The following is a 19210-nucleotide window of genomic DNA, read 5'->3' as shown; positions in this document are numbered from 1 at the left end:
ATGGATGAAGTCTATTTAGTTGATTTTTTGAGGACTGCCTTTTCAAGAAGCAGGCCAAAAGAGCCTGATAGGGATGTTTTTAACACAATTAGAATGGATGAAGCTTTAGGAATGCTAATAAAGGAGGTTGTTAAAAGAAATAACATAAATCCCCTAGATATTGGAGATGTAATAACAGGTTGTGCTTTGCAAGTAGGAGAAAACTGGTTATATGGAGGAAGACATCCAGTATTTTTAGCAGGTTTACCAGTAGAAGTTCCAGCTATGGGCGTTGATAGACAATGCGCATCTTCAATGAATGCAATTGCAATTGGTGCAATGGAAATAATGACAGGTAATTCTAAGATTGCATTAGCTGGTGGAATGGAACACATGACTCATGTTCCTATGTCAGATAACCCACATATAGAAATAAACCACAAATTACTTTTTAGACCTGATTATGCCAAATACCAATTAAACATTGGATATAGCATGGGATTGACAGCAGAAAAATTAGCTGAAATAAATAAAATATCAAGGGATGAAATGGATGAGTTCTCTTTAAGGAGCCATAAGCTTGCGACGGAAGCATTAAAAAATGGATGGTTTAAAGGAGAAATTTTGCCAATACAAGTTGAAAGTAAAGGTAAAATGATAACAGTAGATACAGATCAAAGCATTAGACCAGATACAACGCTTGAGCAACTCAAAAAGCTCCCTCCAGCTTTTAAACCTGATGGTGTAATAACAGCTGGTAATTCTTCACCATTAAATGCTGGCGCATCATTAACAATGCTTATGAATGAAAAAACAATGAATGAATATGGTCTAAAACCAATGGCTAAAATTGTCTCAATAGGATGGGCAGCAGTAGATCCAAGCATAATGGGTGAAGGACCTGTTCCTGCAACAAAGAAGGCACTTGAAAAAGCAAAGATGAAGGTTGAAGATATTGATTATTGGGAAATAAATGAGGCATTTGCTGTTGTAGTATTAAATGCTGTAAAGAAATTGGGTATTGATATTAATAGAGTAAATATACATGGGGGAGCAATAGCTATTGGACATCCATTGGGTGCAACTGGAGCTAGAATAGTTGGTACATTAGCAAGGATTCTAAAGGAGAAAAATGCGAGATATGGTGTTGCTACATTATGTGTTGGAGGAGGACAAGGATATTCAATAATCATTGAAAACGTTTCATAATTTTTAAAAATTTTTTATATAAAAAATTTATGTTTAATCAGCTTTTTTAATTTATTAATTCAAATATCAAGAATATAAATGGTTTTTGAAAATTTAATTATATTTTTTAAATAAATAATTTAATAAATGGTTTTTTTAAAAACTTATAAGCTTATTATTTCCAAAACATAATGAAAAATAGGGGACAAATTGATATATGTTTGCAATGATGGTTCCTATGGAATAATAGCTTCAAGCGGTACCGATATAAAAGAAGCTAAAATAATAAGAATTAGACCAATAGATGATGCCAGCGTATTAAACATACCTTTGAATAATTTAAGATATAAAAGACCTATGTGGTCAATTGTTTTGAGAATTATAATAATCATAGTTTATTTCGGTATTTTAATTTGGTTTACATCATCTTCGTATAAAATAAATAATCCTACTTATGAGGGAACAATATCATTTGCTTTAATAGCAATAGTCATAGCGGTTTTATCTGTTGTTAGAAGATATAGAAGAAATTCTTTCATAAATCCCTATCAAACGTGTAACAAAATTGATAACTGGCAGAAGATAAAGTCAGTTAAATACATAAGCAAGAGAAGGGTAGGATTTACAAATTTTAATATAATTTCCTTAAATATAGGTAATGAGGACTACACAATAGCATTAACTGATAAGGAATTAGACAGATTAAAACAACAAGGTATTATGTTAATTTAATACCTTGTTTTTGCTTCTTATGAAATTTTTATTTAATAAAATTAATATTGATTTTATATGAGTTATAGTTAAACGAGACTTCACTAATCCTTTCGTCATCTTCAACCCTTATTCCCTTTAGAGCATCATATAATGCTTCTATTACTACTCTTGCATTAGGAACTAAACTTAACCCTTATTATTGAATATGTTTTACTTTCAACATATTCTTTATAAAGAATTTTAGAAGCAAGATCGATTTCCTAGCAACTAATCTTCATTATTATAACTTCTTCTGTTTACTACTATTATTTATTTTGAATTACAAAAGTATAAAGATTGTTGATAAAGAACTGGGATAAAAGTAGTTAGATTTAATAGCTGGAGAAAAATTTCCAAATCTTAGAAGTAAAGGCTTCTATAAGAAAAATAGAAATGTATATCATTTATTATTGTATGTACTCCTATCATATTCCTCTTAAATTTTTATATTACCAACCATGAGATCATATATTTGAATTTCTATATGAAGTTTATTACATCAAAAGAGGAAAATCAAGAGTTGAGCACTATCAATTTTATTTTAAATTAACATAATATTTGTTCTACTAGTGTTTTTATTATTTCATATTTCTTTTGCCATTTACTGGGGATTAATTCTAAATAGTATCTTTTCCTTATCTATGGGAATTTTGTTGAGAAAAAATTAATGATCCTTAACAGTTAATAATTCCTTTTTTATGAGCCTATCTAACCCTCTCAACTCAAGACTAATTCTTTTAATTTTTAGAATTAAAAAACTAAATATATTTTTTAACTAATTCCACAAATGAATTAATATTTCCTGCTGGCTTAAAGAAATATTCAGCTCTTGTAATTATTTTATATACAAAGTCTTTTGAAACGGTTATAGGTAATCTTGAAACAATCTTATCTGCAGATTCTTCAGGATTTTTCTTAGCTATAGAAATACCTAGTTCATAAGCTTCCTTCACAGTTTTTATGGATTCATTTTTATTAATGCTTATTCCACAAGCTCCAGGAGCACCAACAATAGATTCAAGTGTTTCTTTAGGTTTTACCATTGCTATGCTTATAACTGCGCTATTTATTTCTCCTAAATTTAACATATGAAGAAGATCTTGCATGTTATCTGAATATACTATTTCCCCTTTTATATTTTGTTTATCCATTAATGCTTTAAGAAGTATCTCTCCAGCAGATCCCTTTCTGAATACCCCTATTTTTGGACCTCTCAGATCTGGATGTATTGTTAACAATTCCTTTACAGTTATGAAATCAACATTAAGTCCTCTTTTTATTAATGATGTAATAGAATCTGCAACAGCATCTGCTATGCCTTCTTTATCAAATATTAATGATATGTTTGATTTATCTTCAGAAAGTATGAGGGGATAAGACACAGGTCCAGGCGCAACCATAATTTTTTCCATATTAATCACCATCATAATCTAGAAATAAACATTATTAAGTTTTTCTATATATTAATATTTTATACTTTAACTTATTCTTGTTAATAATAAACAAACCAGTTAAGAAATAAAATTTATAAATTTTTAAAATATATTTGGGTGTGGTGCAAAGTTTGGAGCTTTATTACCTCATAATATTAACTATTACGTTAAGCGTAAGTGGTGCATTTTCTCCAGGACCTTTGACTTTTTCAGCAATAATTGAAGGGTCTAAGGGATCTTGGTTTAGCGGTTTTAAGGAGGCATTTGGCCATCTATTATTTGAGTTACCATTTGTATTTTTATTGGCTTTATTTTTGCAACAAATAAAAAGTTTATTAAATGATATCATTATAAAGTATTTTTTAAGCTTTATTTTAATATCTTTTATAATATATTTTTCTTTAATTGCTATAAAGGATGGTTACAATAGAATTAAAGATAACGGTTCCTTAATAAATCAAAATTTTTCAAATAATTCAAAAATTTCCAATAGACCGATAATAACAGGTTTTGTATTAACAGCATCAAATCCCCTATTTTTATCTTGGTGGGCAACTGTCGGATTAATCTTAATATTATCAGCTACAACATTAGGATTTATTTATGGATTATCAATAATGTATGCGAGCCATGTTTGGATGGACTTTTTTTGGCTTGGTACCATGGGTATAATAGGGAAATCCGGCAAAAAGTTATTAAATAATAAACAATTTGGCGTATTTTTAATTTTAATGGCATTCATTATGTTTTATTTTGGTATAATGGCCTCTCTACAATTAATAAATTTTAAATGAAATCCATCAAAATTAAAATATCAACACAATTATTAAAATTATTAAATAAAGTTAATTAAAATGATTTATATTAATTGCCAAAAATTAAGATATTGTTAAATCTTTCAATTCCACTTTATGGTTACCGATCCTTTTTATTATTGTTACATATCACATTCATATGCGAATTCTTAAGTATACCTAATTACATCAAATTTACTTTACATCAGATCTATATTCCTCATGCAAAATATAATGAACATAGTTTATATAGTTATTAAAGAAATTCGTATATTTTCCCATTTAGCCAAGGAGAATTTCAAATCAGGAATTTTTATTCATTCCCACTATAAAATTTTTCATGTATTGAGAGAAAAGAGTAAAATTTTAAAGTTTCCCATGGTCTACATGGGAAAAATTAAAACAATAAAATTCATTAAGTTATAAATTAAATTAAAATTATTATAAAAATTTAAATCCTTTAAGGAATTTTTTAATGGGAAGCGAAGCAATATGATTAAGCTAAAGGAAATACCATGGCTCATTTTATTGATTTACCCTATATCAATGGTAATGAGCCTACAAAAATTGCCATTAATAATAATCATAATTACATCAATATTATCTTCAATATTCGTTTTAATAGCTTTATATCTAATTATATCATATGAAGAAATTGGCTTAAAGAATACCATTAAATTTTTAATCATTTCATACGTTGTTTCATATATTTTTGAATTTCTAGGAGTTCGCTATGGAATACCATTTGGAAAATATTATTATAATCCCAAGGGATTAGGGCCCCTATTATTTGGTGTTCCTTTATTTATACCATTTCTTTGGGCTTCGTTAGGTTTCTTCTCATTAGCAGTATCAAATTGGCTATTAGCTGTTTTAGGTATGGTTACTCTTGATATAGCGTTTGATCCTTTATTATCTTATAAAGCAAAGTTGTGGGTTTGGATAACTAAAGGAGATTATTATGGGGTACCTATAACAAATTTCATAGGATGGGCTATTGTTTCTTTTATATTTTATGCCATTTATAAAATCAACAAGGGAAAATCTCCTAAAAAGAGTGTTTATTCTGTATCATTTTATATAGAATACCTTGTTTCTTGGATTATCCTAGATTTTATTAAAGGCCTATGGCTGGCAGGCTTATTAGGAATTTTAATGGGATTTTTATTTATGTATTTATCATTTTTTACGGGTATAGATAAATAAAATAAAAGAGAACTTATAATAAATTCACATCAACTATAAAAATTTAAAAATGAATTTATTTTATATTAAAAAAGAAAATTGTATTTTAATGCCTTCTAGTCAAGATAATTGCTATAGCACCTATTATTATAACACCTATTACTACACCACCTACAAATGTGTCATTTGTTGATATCTTTGCATTTTCAATTATGGGACCATTTATTGTTAGATTTGAATTGTTCGGCAAAGTATAATTTCCAACCCAAGTTATAGTCTCATATATTGGAACGGATTCACTTAATGTTATTGTTGAGCCTTTATTATACCATTTACTAACTCCATTAATTGTAACTAAGAATTGTTTTGTATAAATTGGAACTTCTTCAACAGGTTGTAGGACAATAATTTCATTGCTTTGGTTTAATACATATCTTTCTTCACTACCATTATATATCATACTAGGCAATGTTATTATAAAGCCCTGATTAAACCAATTGCTTTCGGTCTCATTTGGTAATTTTATTATGATATAGAACTGCTTTATGTATGATGGAGTAATGTTAAATGCTTTATTAACAACTATCTGTTGTGTTTGGTTTAATACATATCTTTCTTCACTACCATTATATATCATACTAGGCAATGTTATAACATAGTTTGAATTAAACCAATTACTAATCGTTCCATTAGGCAAAATAATTACATCATAGAACTGCTTTATGTATGATGGAGTAATGTTAAATGCTTTATTAACAACTATCTGTTGTGTTTGGTTTAATACATATCTTTCTTCACTACCATTATATATCATACTAGGCAATGTTATAACATAGTTTGAATTAAACCAATTGCTTTCGGTCTCATTTGGTAATTTTATTATGATATAGAACTGCTTTATGTATGATGGAGTAATGTTAAATGCTTTATTAACAACTATCTGTTGTGTTTGGTTTAATACATATCTTTCTTCACTACCATTATATATCATACTAGGCAATGTTATAACATAGTTTGAATTAAACCAATTACTAATCGTTCCATTAGGCAAAATAATTACATCTAAATATTGATATAAAGCATATATTCCTATAGAAATCGGTCCCTCAAGAACTATTTTACTAATATTAGAATTTATTATTTCTCTAACTGTGCTATTAAAGTAATATATATGGAAAATTGTAATTACAGATGATTTGTTGAACCAGTTGCTCGATAATGTTAAATTAACCCCATTTATTTCTGCAGGTATTGTTTGATTAACTTTAACATAATACTGAGTGTAATAAGGAGGTATAATGTTTAAAGAAGAATTTATTATATATGTTTGTTGTTTATAAATAACATACCTAGTATAACTTCCATTATAAATTATTTGACTAGGTATTATTATTTGGTCTCCTTCATTATACCAGTTGTTGTTTAATGTTTGATATATATTGTTAACATAACCTTTCAATTCAAATGGGAAACTAACAAAATATTGTTGTTGATATACAGCTGTAACATTTGCGTTTGTATATAAAACTATTGTATTGCTGTTGACAATTTTATTATTAACAATAAGATATTTGAATACCATTCTACTATTATTACGTTGATAATATAAATTCGGAAATGTTAGATTAACAGGTGTAGTAAATTCATAGTTACCACTTAGATGTGAAAATCCATCAACATAAAAATTAACAGGTGATGATACATAAACTGTACCACCGCTTACGTTAAATGAGCTATGTAATATTTCAATGCCTTGGGATCCTGCAAATAAAGTTGCATTTATATTATATTCACCATATGGTAAAATAAAGGAGATTGGAGAATGATCTCCAAAGGTTTCATTATAATAATTATTACCAGTTATACTTATTAACCATTCTCCGTTAGGAGGAGTTAGGTAAACAGTTAAATTATTACCATTTAATTCATAATATGCTTTTGGTTGCCATAGAAATTCCTGTTTATTTTCTCCTTGTATTTGATAAACTAATCCAAGATTGCTATTATAATATTCTTGGATTCCATAATATTGATTAACATTTTCTGCTGTTGCATAAGCTGTGAAAAATGATGGCTGTAAACTAATTGCGTCTGGTACGCTATAATATTTTCCTTCATACTCATAGTAAAGTGACATAGAAGCGTTCCAATTGTAAACACTTAATTGTGCTCCACTACTTTCTCCCCCAACAACCCATTGGGTTACAAAAGGAGAGTAAGGAGCGTATGAATTTATTGATTGAATTCCCGTTAGAAATTGAGGGTTGTTAGATTTAACGAGAATTGTAATTACATCATATAAAATCCAGCCTGAATTATAAGTTGAATTTTGAAAATCATAATACATGTAAATTTGTGGATAGCCATTACTGCTTTGATTGATATCCATTTTTGCATAAAGATTAAATGGTGCAAAGGTTTCATATGTAATTATATTATTGTTTGAAATGGCAAAGCTATAATAAAAAGTTTGCTGATTATAGGTTGAAAAGTTACCATTACCAGTTACTAGGCTTTGATTGATGCTAAAGCTTGGATATGTGCTATTCCATAGATTATCTAATATATAAACATAATAAATACCATTTTGATATTGAATACCAAAAACATCTTGTGCCCATAAAGTCATGCTATTAGTTACATTAAAATTTGAATTTAGCTGCACAGAAAAACCAGAATAGTTAATTGGAGAACCAGAATAAAAGTCTCCACCATTAAAAGAAAAATAGCCAAGTAAAGAATTTGTTGAATATGAATAATCAATTACATTATTGTTAACTAGCATAGAACCGTTATCATTAATTCCTACGCTTTCATTTAATCCCGATTGAAATCCAATTTTTATAGGTTTCATGCTTAAATTGTTTTTGGTTCCTTCATACTTTGTTATTTTCATGCTATGCGTGAATGGAATCATAAGGATTAATGATAAAAGAGTAAAAAGAATTAACAGCATTCCAAGCTTAAAATTAGAAGTTTTAACCATCTTTTCACCTCTTTTCTTATTATTTTCATAGATATATAAATTTTATATAAAAATTTTTATATAATTTAAAGGCATAATTTTTAAGTTATAACTTTAATAATTATTAATTTATATAATTAAAAAATTTATAATCTTTGTTTTAGCCTTTCAATTTATTTATATAAGCATAATATATTTTCTATAAGCCTTTCTTGATTTTAGCCATATATTAAATTTGTACACCTTTAAAATTTTTAAAGGTAGTAACCAATTATCTAACATGATTTACCTATCCTATAAAGATCATCATTAATCTTCAAACTAACTAAATTATTTAAGATTATTTACATTGAAAAATAATTTATATTAAATAACTATGAACCTTGAGAACATCCATGGTTATCATTATGATTACGCATATAATGGGATTCTCTATTAACAACTCTGACTATAACCCATATAATTATTCCTATAAAAGCTAACATAACTAAAAATCCAATTAAAGGAAATATAAACCAAAATGGGCTATAATATGGTCCATAACCAAATCCATAACCAAACATTGGTCCAAATCCGCAACCAAACCAGCACATATTTTTACACTATACTTAAATAATTTATACATATATATAAACTTTACTTATTATTAAAAATTTATTAACAAAATTATAATTCATATAAATTTGGTCTCCTTTGATTTATTACTGGTAAGATATTTCTTACCTCTTTTAATCTCTCTTTTTTGACTTCTCCTATTATAATTCCTTCATCTTCATTCATCCTATGCAAAATTACTCCAAGAGGATCTACAAAGCTTGTTATACCAGTATAGATATTGCCTATTTGATTAGATGTAGCAACATAAACTGTGTTTTCCAATGCTCTTGCTTTAATTAAAGTGATCCAATGCTCTTCTTTATTATATCCTTTAACCCATGCACTTGGAATTATAATTACTTCTGCTCCTTTTAAGGTTAAAGATCTAGCTATTTCAGGAAATCTAACCTCATAGCATACCATAATACCTATTTTAAAGCCTTTGAAATCAAACACCTCATATTTGTTGTTTGATGGTTCATAGAAGTCCGATTCTTTGAAATTAAATGCATCATATAAATGAGTTTTCCTATAAACATTTAACAATTCTCCATTATCATTTGTTGTTATAGTTGTATTATATACCTTTAAGTTATTTTTAATAGATTCATACATACCAACTGTTATACTTATGTTATATTGTTTTGATAATTTTAATATATTTTTTACAAAATTTCCATCTAAACTTTCAGCTTCACTTGCTCTTTTTTCTAAACTATCATCAGAGGTAAAATGTATCATAAATATTTCTGGAAAAACTACCATATCAGCTCCAAGATTTTTTGCAATTTTTACAAATTTTTCTATTTTTGATATGTTTTCTTCTTTTTTCCTACTAGAGACAAGCTGGGTTAAACCTATTTTTAATTCGTTATTATCCATTTCTCATCTCCTTTATTAAATATATATTATAGGTTTTTATTATATTGTTAGGAAGATGAACAAAAATTAAATTTTAATGGTATCAAAAATCTTCTCATAATAATATATCATAATGCAAAATTATTTACAAAAATTTTCAGAAATTTCTTTTGCTAGTTTGTTTTCTACTTCAAGATTCCATAGCATTTCAGGTATATCAATGAACATAAATATTTCTGATAATAATAAGGTTTCAACTGCAGTAACTGCTAGGTTTTGAATCCATTTTCCTACACCTATCCTAATAATTGTGTTATTAGGATCTCCTGATATCAATATATTTAATGATCTCTCTGCAGCAATTATATCCCTTAGAAATCCTCCTTTCTGAGCCTGAATTAATACACCATGAGGCGATTCCTTAGATGTTTGTGTTTTAAATCCTTGAGATGTTAAATAATCTACAATACCTTGTTTTAAAGAAGCTATATCTACATTCTTACCAGAACAACTAATTACTTTTTCTGCTACCATATTCTACACCCTTAGAAGAGGGACAGTTCTAAGTTAAATGCTTATTATAAAAAATGTTATAAAAATAAAATATAAATAAATAAAATTATTTTTTACTAATCAAGCTCAATATTTCTCCAACAATTCCTGCAGCAGATAGTTCAATTAATCCATATAACAAGGGGAACAATAATATTAATATAAACCATTGTATTCCTGCTAATAATTCAACAGTCTTTGCCAACGAAATCAAATAATTAATTGGGTAAACAAAATACACAACTAATGAACCTATAAAACCAATTAAGAAACTAGAAATTAGTTTTGTCGATCTTCTTTTTATCACTCCAATTATGGCTCCAGGTATTATACCACCCCATACATATGGAATAAAATATGAAAAGATTAAAGTTAAAATTATGCCAATTAATATTATGGCAATATTAATTTTTCTCATCTCATCCACCCTTTGGAAGCAAATACCATGTTGCATTAATATTTACAATAGGTGAAAATGGATAATATTTAAAGTTAAGCCATGAATTCAATTGAGTCTCAAACCATGGACTAGCTGGATTTTCACCAGGCCCTCCTGGAAATACAGAATAAAACTGATTTGTTCCAGGTGAACTTACAATCCTTAAGCTTGGTCCCTCGCTAACTATTAAAGGTATATATAATGTACCATTAAAGACAAAATATGCAGCTGAGGGAGTAAAACCATCACCCCAAATAGGTACAGGACCATAATTAAGAGATGATATACCTGCAGGGTTTACTAATTCTAATACATGCGTCTTACCCCATTCCCAATTTGATATATTGCCAAGCTTTTCATAAAGATAATTTATGGCTTGATTATAAGATGTGTTTACTATTTTGCAAACACTTCCATTAAATAGAGGTGAAGATGGATTATGAGTTGCAAAATAAGCGATATCGCTTGTAATCAATGTATCTGTTCCATAAAATCCCACTGTTCCAGTTAGCAAATTCTTATATTGATTTAGACCATATTGATTAAGTATTGGATTAATAACGTTATTTATTATGTTGAATAATGTGTATGTATAAATTGTTGGAGCAACTTCATTTTGATAGAATGTATAGTTCCATGTTGATAATATTGAAACACCTTTTTCTGAAATATTTGAAAGGCTTTGGTTTTCCAAACATGAAACCATAATAGGAGTTATAATAGATGCCCATGAGTCTGTAACATTACTTTGTAATGATTCCATTTCTTGGATTGTTATGTTTTTATGAGAATTTAAATATCTATATATTGTTAATGCCCTACCATTTGAAACCCAATAACCTCCAATAAATGGATATGGATAATCTAAATATGCTGTTGGTTGGTTTGGAGCAAATGCAAAACCTCTACTAGGGTTAATAGATTGTGGCAGATAATTAAATGGTATATAACCAACTGGTTCATAATTTTGTATCGATCCATTTAAAATTGTCCTAGAGCCTACAACTTCAATGCTTTTATTATTTGGTAATGTAATCCTTATCAAAGGATAAAGGCCTGCAGTAATAAATCCTGTTTCATTTTTAGATACCATGGCCAAATTTTGTGTTGGCTCTACCCAATATTTAGCCGCATTTAATAGCTGAGCAAAGTTTGTTGAGTTATCTAAAAGAAATTCAGACACAATAGTTAAAAAAGGATAATATTGATTTACCCAATAAAGGCTAATTCCCATGTTTAGAGATTTATTATAAGATATTAATGGACCATTATTCGTATAGTATATTGTGTATTTCTTATTTAAAATAGTAAAATTGTATTGTCTTAAAGGTAACCAATTTCCATCATATAAATAGGATTTATTATCCATGTTAACTATCTCAAGATAAGCATTACTAGAAGCTCCCAATGGAGTAGTTAGTCCCCATGCTGTATATTCTGTATGTCCTATTAAAACCCCTGGTTCTCCTACAAGTTCATAACCAGTAACGTTTAAGCCTGGGGAAACAATTTGTATTGGTAGCCATAGTGAAGGATCATATAATGTTAAGTGTGGATCATTAGCCATTATTGGAAAGCCTGTATTACTATAATTACCTGTTACCTCCCATTCATTGCTTCCTAGATCAATGAAACTTAATGGATCTGAGCAAACTTCATTAAGAGATGAAACAATTAATGGTATTGCTTTATGTAATGTTTCATTGCTTAGACCATTTGCAAAGCTATCATAAAAGTTTAAAGACCAAAAATAGGATGGACTTATGTTAAAGCTTTGAAGATTTAATCCATTAACTGTCCCATTACCAGGCATTGCAGTAATAGAACCATTAGTATAATATGGGTAGTATGGGAAGAACTCTTGTGTTATATTATAACCTAAATGAGTATAAATTAGGGAAAGTCTTAGCTCATCGCAAAAACCTTTTGCTAGCCCCCATGACATAACTTCTCCCCAAGCAATTGAATAAAATGGAGTAAAATTGTATGGTTTTATGCCTAACAAATAAAAAATTGGAGGCAATTCATGCAAGCTTTCTGCTCTTGCTATATAGGCATTTATGCCATTAGAATATGCTTGTAAATAAGAATAAATAACTGGATAATTTTGTTTTATGTATTCTAAAGAAAAATTTGCATTTTGAGGAAATCCTACATAATGGGCATATAGGTCTGTGTTTAGTGTTACATTACCAAACCAAGAACTTAAATTACCTGCTCCAGTTAAACCAAATAGTTCTAGTTGAAATAATCTCATATAAGCTGTGTAGTAACCTTCAGCAAAAAATGCATCATAAGTATTATTAGCAATTATATGAGCAACTCCTGTATTATCAATAATTATTTTAACTGGGCTTTTTAAGCCTTGTAAATATATTGTTTGATTCTTCAATTTTGAAGTATATGAATAGGGCCAAATACTTAATTTAGATGGACCAAACAAATAAAACATTTGTCCTATATAAGAAGCAAATATTAATATAACTAAAAATATAGCTATTAATATATAAGATTTTTTAGACATAGTCTCACATTTTTAATATATAAAAAATAAGGTATATATAGATACTTTACGATAAGAGTATCATTTATGGTATCCTTTATTCTCCTTAGGATCCTTAGGATACCAATTGCATTTCTCTTATTAAATATTAAGCCAATAGAACATCTTTTATAAACTTATCTCTCACCAAGTAGAAATCAATAATCTTGTAATGATAATTCATTGTATCATCTTAACTCTTTCGAAGTAATGAGATTTATTAGCATTATTAACAATGTTAAAAAATTTTTATATCAACATCTGAAGGCAAACCTTCAAATTTTTGCAAAAATCTATTACCTCAAATTTAATAATATAAAATCAATAAGCTTTAATAATTTAATAATTCATTGTCTCGTTTTTCTATAAAATTCTATTATTGATGAAACATCTAGTTCACCTAATCCAAGACCTTCTGAAATTCTCAATAAATTCGATATTAAAGAAGTTAAAGGTAATGGCATCTTTAGATTTTGAGACTCCCTTACCATTATCTCTGTATCCTTTCTCATATGTTTTAATGCAAATTGAGTTTCAAAGTCTGAATTTAACATCTTAGGAAGCTTTAAATTACTTGCTGGACTTCTGGTACTACTAATATTCAGAAAAAGTTCTGTTATTTGTTCTTTAGAAATTCCCGCCTTTTCTGCAAAGCTTACTGCTTCAGCTAACCCGCTCATAAAGGAAGCAAACATCATGTTAGCAGCTAATTTAATATATAACCCTGTTCCATTTTTTCCCGCATAAATTACTTTGTTAGATGTATTGCTTAATACATCTTTTACAATATCAAACTTCTCCTTAGGGCCACCTACTATTATAGTAATTCTTTTCTGTTCTACATCTACTGATGTCCCAATCATTGGAGCATCAAACATTATTCCACCATTTGAAGCAACCTGCTCAGATAAATTTATGCTAGTAGTTGGAGAAATTGTAGATAAATCTACCAATATTTTATTTTTTAAATAAGGCAAAATTTCTTTTATAACACTTGAGACTGCATAATCATCAGATAAAACTGTTATTATAAAATCAGAGTTTTTTGCAAGATCTGTTAAATTCTTGAGATATGTAACGTTATATTTTTTGGAAAAATCTATTGCCTTAGATTCTGTTTTATTATAAACGTAATCAAGCATGTTAGAATTTTTTAAATTCGCGGCTACTCTATAACCCATAACACCTAAACCTATTAAACCAATTTTCATTTTAATTCACCCAATAAAAAGGGTTATACTAAAATAAATAACCTTTCTTTAATAATAATAAAAATTAAGTATATTCTAATATCCTCTAAAATTTTATATTGCTTATAATAATTTATTCTTATCATTTTTATTAAAATGAAACTAAGAAAATCTCCCAACTCTTTAAAATTTGCATAATAAAGATAAAACACTAAAAACATTTTATTCAAATTTGTTACCATTATACATTATTCTGTTTATGTGATCATATTATTTTCAAAAATAATAATTCAAACGGTTTTATACAATATGAAGGAAAATCAAAAGTTTATTTAAAATTAATTGTTTTCACTATTATATACCTACTCCATATGCTTTATTTTCATAAAAAGTATATTTATTTTCTTTCATAGCCATGCTAATCTCTTTCCCAAGCTTGCCATTTAATATTATTGGTATGTTTAAATCTGCTGCAGTCCTCCTAATTTTATAGTCTTTTTCTATCAAAAATCCATCTGTAATAATTAGATCTATCTTTTTGTTTAAGGTCATTTCATAAGCCTTTTCATAATTTAGCTCCTTTCCACTAATTCCCAGCTCATCTATTGTATATATATTATAACCCATTTCTTCTAATGTCTTGCTTGCCTCCTTTAAATCGAATAAATTCTTAATTCCATATATTAATATTGATTTATTAATATTAGGTAACCTATTTGGCGAAATTGATAACCAACTCTTCAATAATGCACCATGAAATGTAAAATCAAAACTTGCAGCCTCACCAGTGCTTTTCATTTCAACACCCAAACTAGGATAAGCTCCCTTTAATTGAGACCATGAAAATTGAGGAGATTTAACTCCAAACGATTTTGGTTTAATCAGTTCAAAACCATCTAAATCTAAACCATCTTCTATTGCTTTAACGCTTAAATCTATTAAATTCATTCCAACAGCTTTGCTTGAAAATGGAAATGATCTACTTTGCCTTAAATTTAATTCAATTATATATGGAATTGAGTCTTTTATTACAAATTGTAAATTGAATGGTCCTTTAATTTTTAATTCATTTGAAAGCATTAATGAAATCTTTCCCATTTCATTAGCAACTTCTTCTCTTATTTTTCTATGAGGTATAACCATTGTAGAATCACCGCTATGTACACCAGCTTCCTCTACATGTTCATTTAAAACTCCTATAACTCCTTTTGAATCAGAAACACCATCTATTTCAGCCTCAATAGAATCTTCAAAATATTTTGTTATTATGATAGGATGTCTTGGAGAAACCTTTGTTGCAGAATTTATATACTTTATGAGTTCGTCAATATTATAAGCGATTCTCATGCTTGCACCACTCAACACATAACTTGGCCTTACTAATACTGGAAATCCTATTTCATCAACAAATCTCATTACTTCTTTTATATTCTTTGCTGAAAACCAAGGAGGTTGTTTAATGCCTAATTTATCTAAAATTATTGAAAATTTCTCCCTATCTTCAGCTATATCTATACTTTTTCCTGATGTTCCATAAATATTTAATCCCATTTCTTCTAATTCTTTTGCTAAGTTATTCCCTATTTGGCCAGAAGTAAATAAAACAACATTTTTTGTTTTTGTCTTTCCTGTTATATCAAGAATTCTTTCAATGTTTATTTCATCAAAGAAAAGTTGTTTAGCTATATCCCAATCTGTAGAAACTGTTTCAGGGTTATAATTTAATACATAAACATTATGATATTTTTTAAGAGAATCTATTAATGAAACAGTTCCCCAATCAAATTCTACTGAAACGCCAATTCTAAATACTCCTGATCCTATTATTAATATATTATAATCCTCATTGAATTTAATATCATCTTCAAATCCATTGTAAGTTGTATACATATAATTAGATATAGCCGGCCATTCTCCAGCAAGGGTATCTATTTGTTTAATCTTTGGAGATAAGTTATTTTTAAGCCTAATATCCCTAACATCTTCTTCTTTAATCCCTATAGCTTTAGCTAATATCCTATCGCTAAATCCCAATTTTTTAGCCTTAAGTAAATGATCATAATCTATGTTCTTTAATTTCTTTAATTCTTCATAAAATAAAATAATGTTTCTTATTTTACTAATATAAAATTTATCTATACCTGTTTTTTCATAAATTTCATCATCGCTTGCTCCTTCCTTTATTGCCTTAGAAAGGTACAAAAACCAATAAGCATTTCTTTCCTTTAACTTACATAATGCTTCCTCCTTACTCATGTCTGAATTATAAATCTCATTTTCTACAATTTCTTCATTAATATCTAGCATCCTAATAGCCTTCTGAAATGCTTCTTCAAAACTCCTTCCTATACCCATGACTTCTCCAATACTTTTCATTTCACTATCTATTGATTTTTCCGATTTTTCGAATTTATTCAAATCCCACCTTGGAATTTTTATTGCAACATAATCAAGGCTAGGCTCAAAACAAGATGTTGTTATACCAGTTATTTTATTTATTATTTCATAAATTTTATACCCAAATGCGAGCTTTGCAGAGACATAGGCTAATGGATAACCTGTTATTTTGCTAGCCAAGGCAGAAGACCTAGACATTCTAGGGTTTGTTTCAATAACGTAAGTTTCATCGCTTATAGGACTTAGTGCGAATTGCACATTGCTTTCTCCTATTAAATCTATAGAATCAGCTACCCTCATAGTTAAAGTTCTCATTGTTTGATATTCATTATTATCAATGGTTTGACAAGGAGAAATTACTATGCTTTCCCCAGTATGGACTCCCATAGGATCTAAATTTTCTATGCATGCTATAACTGCTTTATTCCCATAAGAATCTCTCATCACTTCATATTCTAATTCCTTATAATGATGCAGATACTTTTCCAGCAATACTTCATTTATATAGCTTTGAGAAAATGCCTTCTTTAAGTTGTTTTTAAGTTCATCTTCATTCCAAGCAACAAATGACCCTCTCCCACCTAAATTATAGCTTACCCTTATCATTATTGGATATCCTAACTTTCTTGCTTTATTCAAAGCATCATCTTCATTTCTTGAAGAAAAGCTAAGAGGAACTGGTATGTTATGCTTAATCATTGTTTCTCTAAACTTCTCTCTGCTCAAAGCCCTCTTTATTCCATCGATTGGAGTTCCTAACACATTTACTCCATATTTTTTCAACACTCCTTTATCATATAATTCTATCCCTACATTTAATGCTGTTTGCCCCCCAAAACCTATCATTATTCCATCAGGTCTTTCCATTTCAATTACATTACTTAATGATTCAAAATTTATTGGGAGCATGTATATCTTATCTGCCATCCTATAAGATGTTTGTATTGTTGCAACATTTGGACTAACCAAAATAGTTTCAATTCCTTCTTCTTTAATAGCTTTCAAAGCCTGAGATCCTGAATAATCAAACTCAGCTGCTTCAGCTATTTTTATTGGTCCAGATCCTATAACCAAAACTTTCTTAATAGCTTCTCTCATCTTACTCCACCATTTTTTTAAATTTTTCAAATATCCAAGTCGTATCTAAAGGACCTGGTCTTGCTTCAGGATGAAACTGTACTGAAAGTATTTTCTTTTCTTCACTAATCCAACCTTCAATAATTTTATCATCAGGATCGATGAACCATGGTTTCACATTGTTAGGTAAGTCTTTAATTGATAGTATTGCATAACCATGATTATGAGTTGTTATATAACTTTTTTCTGTTGTTAAATCAATAACAGGTTTATTTATAGCCCTATGACCATATTTCATCTTCTTAACTTTTCCTCCTAAAGCTAATGTTCCAATTTGATGACCTAAACATATACCTAATATTGGTATTTTATATTCGGATATAGCATTATAAGTATCGATTAATTTATTTAATAAATTTGGATTTCCCGGACCATTACTAAAAACGATACCTCCTGGATTAAATTTCATTATTTCATTTGCATTTGATTTACAAGGAACCCTAATTATATTGTAATAGAACGATTCATAAATTCCTTTTAATATCCCATGTTTTACCCCACAATCTATAACAACTATGTTTTTATCTATTTTTCCTTTATGTAATATTATTTCTTTTGGTGAAGTTAAATCTGTAAAATCTATGCTATCATAATTATATTTTTTCAGTTCACTTAATTCAACACCTGAAGAAATTATACCTGGAACAACACCTTGATCCCTAATTTTCTTAACAAGAAATCTTGTATCTACATCACTTAAACCAGGTATGCCTTGATCTGATAACCATTCATGCAAAGACATATAAGAATTCCATTTTCTAGGCTCGGTCTCTTCACTTACAATTAATCCTTCTACTTGAATTTTTTCTGATTCAAAATTATCTATAATGTTATTATCCATAACTTTCATTTTAGGAACTCCATAGTTGCCTACCAATGGATGAGTTATAATTAAAATTTGCCCTTTATAAGATGGATCTGTAAGGGCCTCGGGATATCCATTCATTGATGTAGTAAAAACTACTTCACCAAAATTATAACCTTGAGAACCAAAACCGCAGCCTTCAATTATTGTGCCATCATATAAATAAAGATAACCCTTTCTATTTCTTTTGCATATCATAATAATCACCTAAATTTAAAAATAATATTTGACTTATTAAATAAAAAAGACTTAACGAAGAACCATATTGCATTTCTTTATTTCTCGCGCATATACTGTAGTTATTTATAATGCCCACAAATTCTTTTGTAATAT

General features: G+C 28.3%; 14 protein-coding genes. 4 read left to right on the top strand and 10 right to left on the bottom strand.

Translation table 11 applies throughout. The annotated features are described in order from the left end of the window. Positions 1–1188 carry an acetyl-CoA C-acetyltransferase gene (locus CALAG_RS07460; RefSeq protein ID WP_015233122.1) on the top strand — a complete coding sequence of 396 codons (1188 nt, stop codon included), beginning with the start codon at positions 1–3 and terminating at the stop codon, positions 1186–1188. A 189-nt stretch (positions 1189–1377) separates the two neighbouring features. Then, complete coding sequence (locus CALAG_RS07455; RefSeq protein WP_015233121.1) at positions 1378–1899, top strand: hypothetical protein; 522 nt, start codon at positions 1378–1380, stop codon at positions 1897–1899. Positions 1900–2678: 779 nt separating this feature from the next. Here CALAG_RS07455 and CALAG_RS07450 read toward each other — a convergent pair. Beyond that, on the bottom strand, positions 2679–3332 hold the full coding sequence (locus tag CALAG_RS07450) for a DUF3834 domain-containing protein (protein WP_157463232.1): 654 nt from the start codon (positions 3330–3332) through the stop codon (positions 2679–2681). Between the two features lie 152 nt (positions 3333–3484). Between CALAG_RS07450 and CALAG_RS07445 the strand changes: the two genes are divergently transcribed. Both CALAG_RS07445 and CALAG_RS07440 read left to right on the top strand, forming a co-directional pair. Beyond that, positions 3485–4147, top strand: a complete 663-nt coding sequence (locus tag CALAG_RS07445; protein ID WP_048816841.1) for a LysE family transporter — start codon at positions 3485–3487, stop codon at positions 4145–4147. A gap of 492 nt (positions 4148–4639) precedes the next feature. Then, positions 4640–5353 (top strand): carotenoid biosynthesis protein, encoded by a 714-nt coding sequence (locus tag CALAG_RS07440; protein WP_015233118.1) that lies wholly within the window; start codon positions 4640–4642, stop codon positions 5351–5353. Between the two features lie 85 nt (positions 5354–5438). Here CALAG_RS07440 and CALAG_RS07435 read toward each other — a convergent pair whose 3' ends face one another. The 9 genes from CALAG_RS07435 to carA all read right to left on the bottom strand — a co-directional run bounded on the left by CALAG_RS07435 (position 5439) and on the right by carA (position 19075). After that, positions 5439–8318, bottom strand: a complete 2880-nt coding sequence (locus tag CALAG_RS07435) for a thermopsin family protease (RefSeq protein WP_015233117.1) — start codon at positions 8316–8318, stop codon at positions 5439–5441. Positions 8319–8671: 353 nt separating this feature from the next. Then, positions 8672–8890, bottom strand: coding sequence for a hypothetical protein (locus CALAG_RS07430; protein ID WP_048816840.1), 219 nt, complete (start codon positions 8888–8890; stop codon positions 8672–8674). Positions 8891–8963: 73 nt separating this feature from the next. Next, entirely contained in the window at positions 8964–9776 is an 813-nt protein-coding gene (locus CALAG_RS07425; RefSeq protein WP_015233115.1) for a carbon-nitrogen hydrolase family protein, read from the bottom strand. Between the two features lie 120 nt (positions 9777–9896). Next, on the bottom strand, positions 9897–10289 hold the full coding sequence (locus CALAG_RS07420; RefSeq protein ID WP_015233114.1) for a hypothetical protein: 393 nt from the start codon (positions 10287–10289) through the stop codon (positions 9897–9899). 85 nt (positions 10290–10374) lie between these two features. Beyond that, complete coding sequence (locus CALAG_RS07415) at positions 10375–10725, bottom strand: hypothetical protein (RefSeq protein ID WP_015233113.1); 351 nt, start codon at positions 10723–10725, stop codon at positions 10375–10377. Position 10726: 1 nt separating this feature from the next. Beyond that, positions 10727–13270 (bottom strand): penicillin acylase family protein, encoded by a 2544-nt coding sequence (locus CALAG_RS07410; protein ID WP_015233112.1) that lies wholly within the window; start codon positions 13268–13270, stop codon positions 10727–10729. Between the two features lie 365 nt (positions 13271–13635). Further along, entirely contained in the window at positions 13636–14499 is an 864-nt protein-coding gene (locus tag CALAG_RS07405) for an NAD(P)-dependent oxidoreductase (RefSeq protein ID WP_015233111.1), read from the bottom strand. Positions 14500–14832: 333 nt separating this feature from the next. Then, positions 14833–17973, bottom strand: a complete 3141-nt coding sequence (gene carB, locus CALAG_RS07395; protein ID WP_015233109.1) for a carbamoyl-phosphate synthase (glutamine-hydrolyzing) large subunit — start codon at positions 17971–17973, stop codon at positions 14833–14835. A gap of 1 nt (position 17974) precedes the next feature. Then, positions 17975–19075, bottom strand: coding sequence for a glutamine-hydrolyzing carbamoyl-phosphate synthase small subunit (carA, locus tag CALAG_RS07390; RefSeq protein ID WP_015233108.1), 1101 nt, complete (start codon positions 19073–19075; stop codon positions 17975–17977). Positions 19076–19210: the final 135 nt, after the last annotated feature.

The organism is Caldisphaera lagunensis DSM 15908, from assembly GCF_000317795.1.
Lineage (GTDB): Archaea > Thermoproteota > Thermoprotei_A > Sulfolobales > Acidilobaceae > Caldisphaera > Caldisphaera lagunensis.
This window is presented reverse-complemented; position numbering and strand designations above follow the sequence as displayed.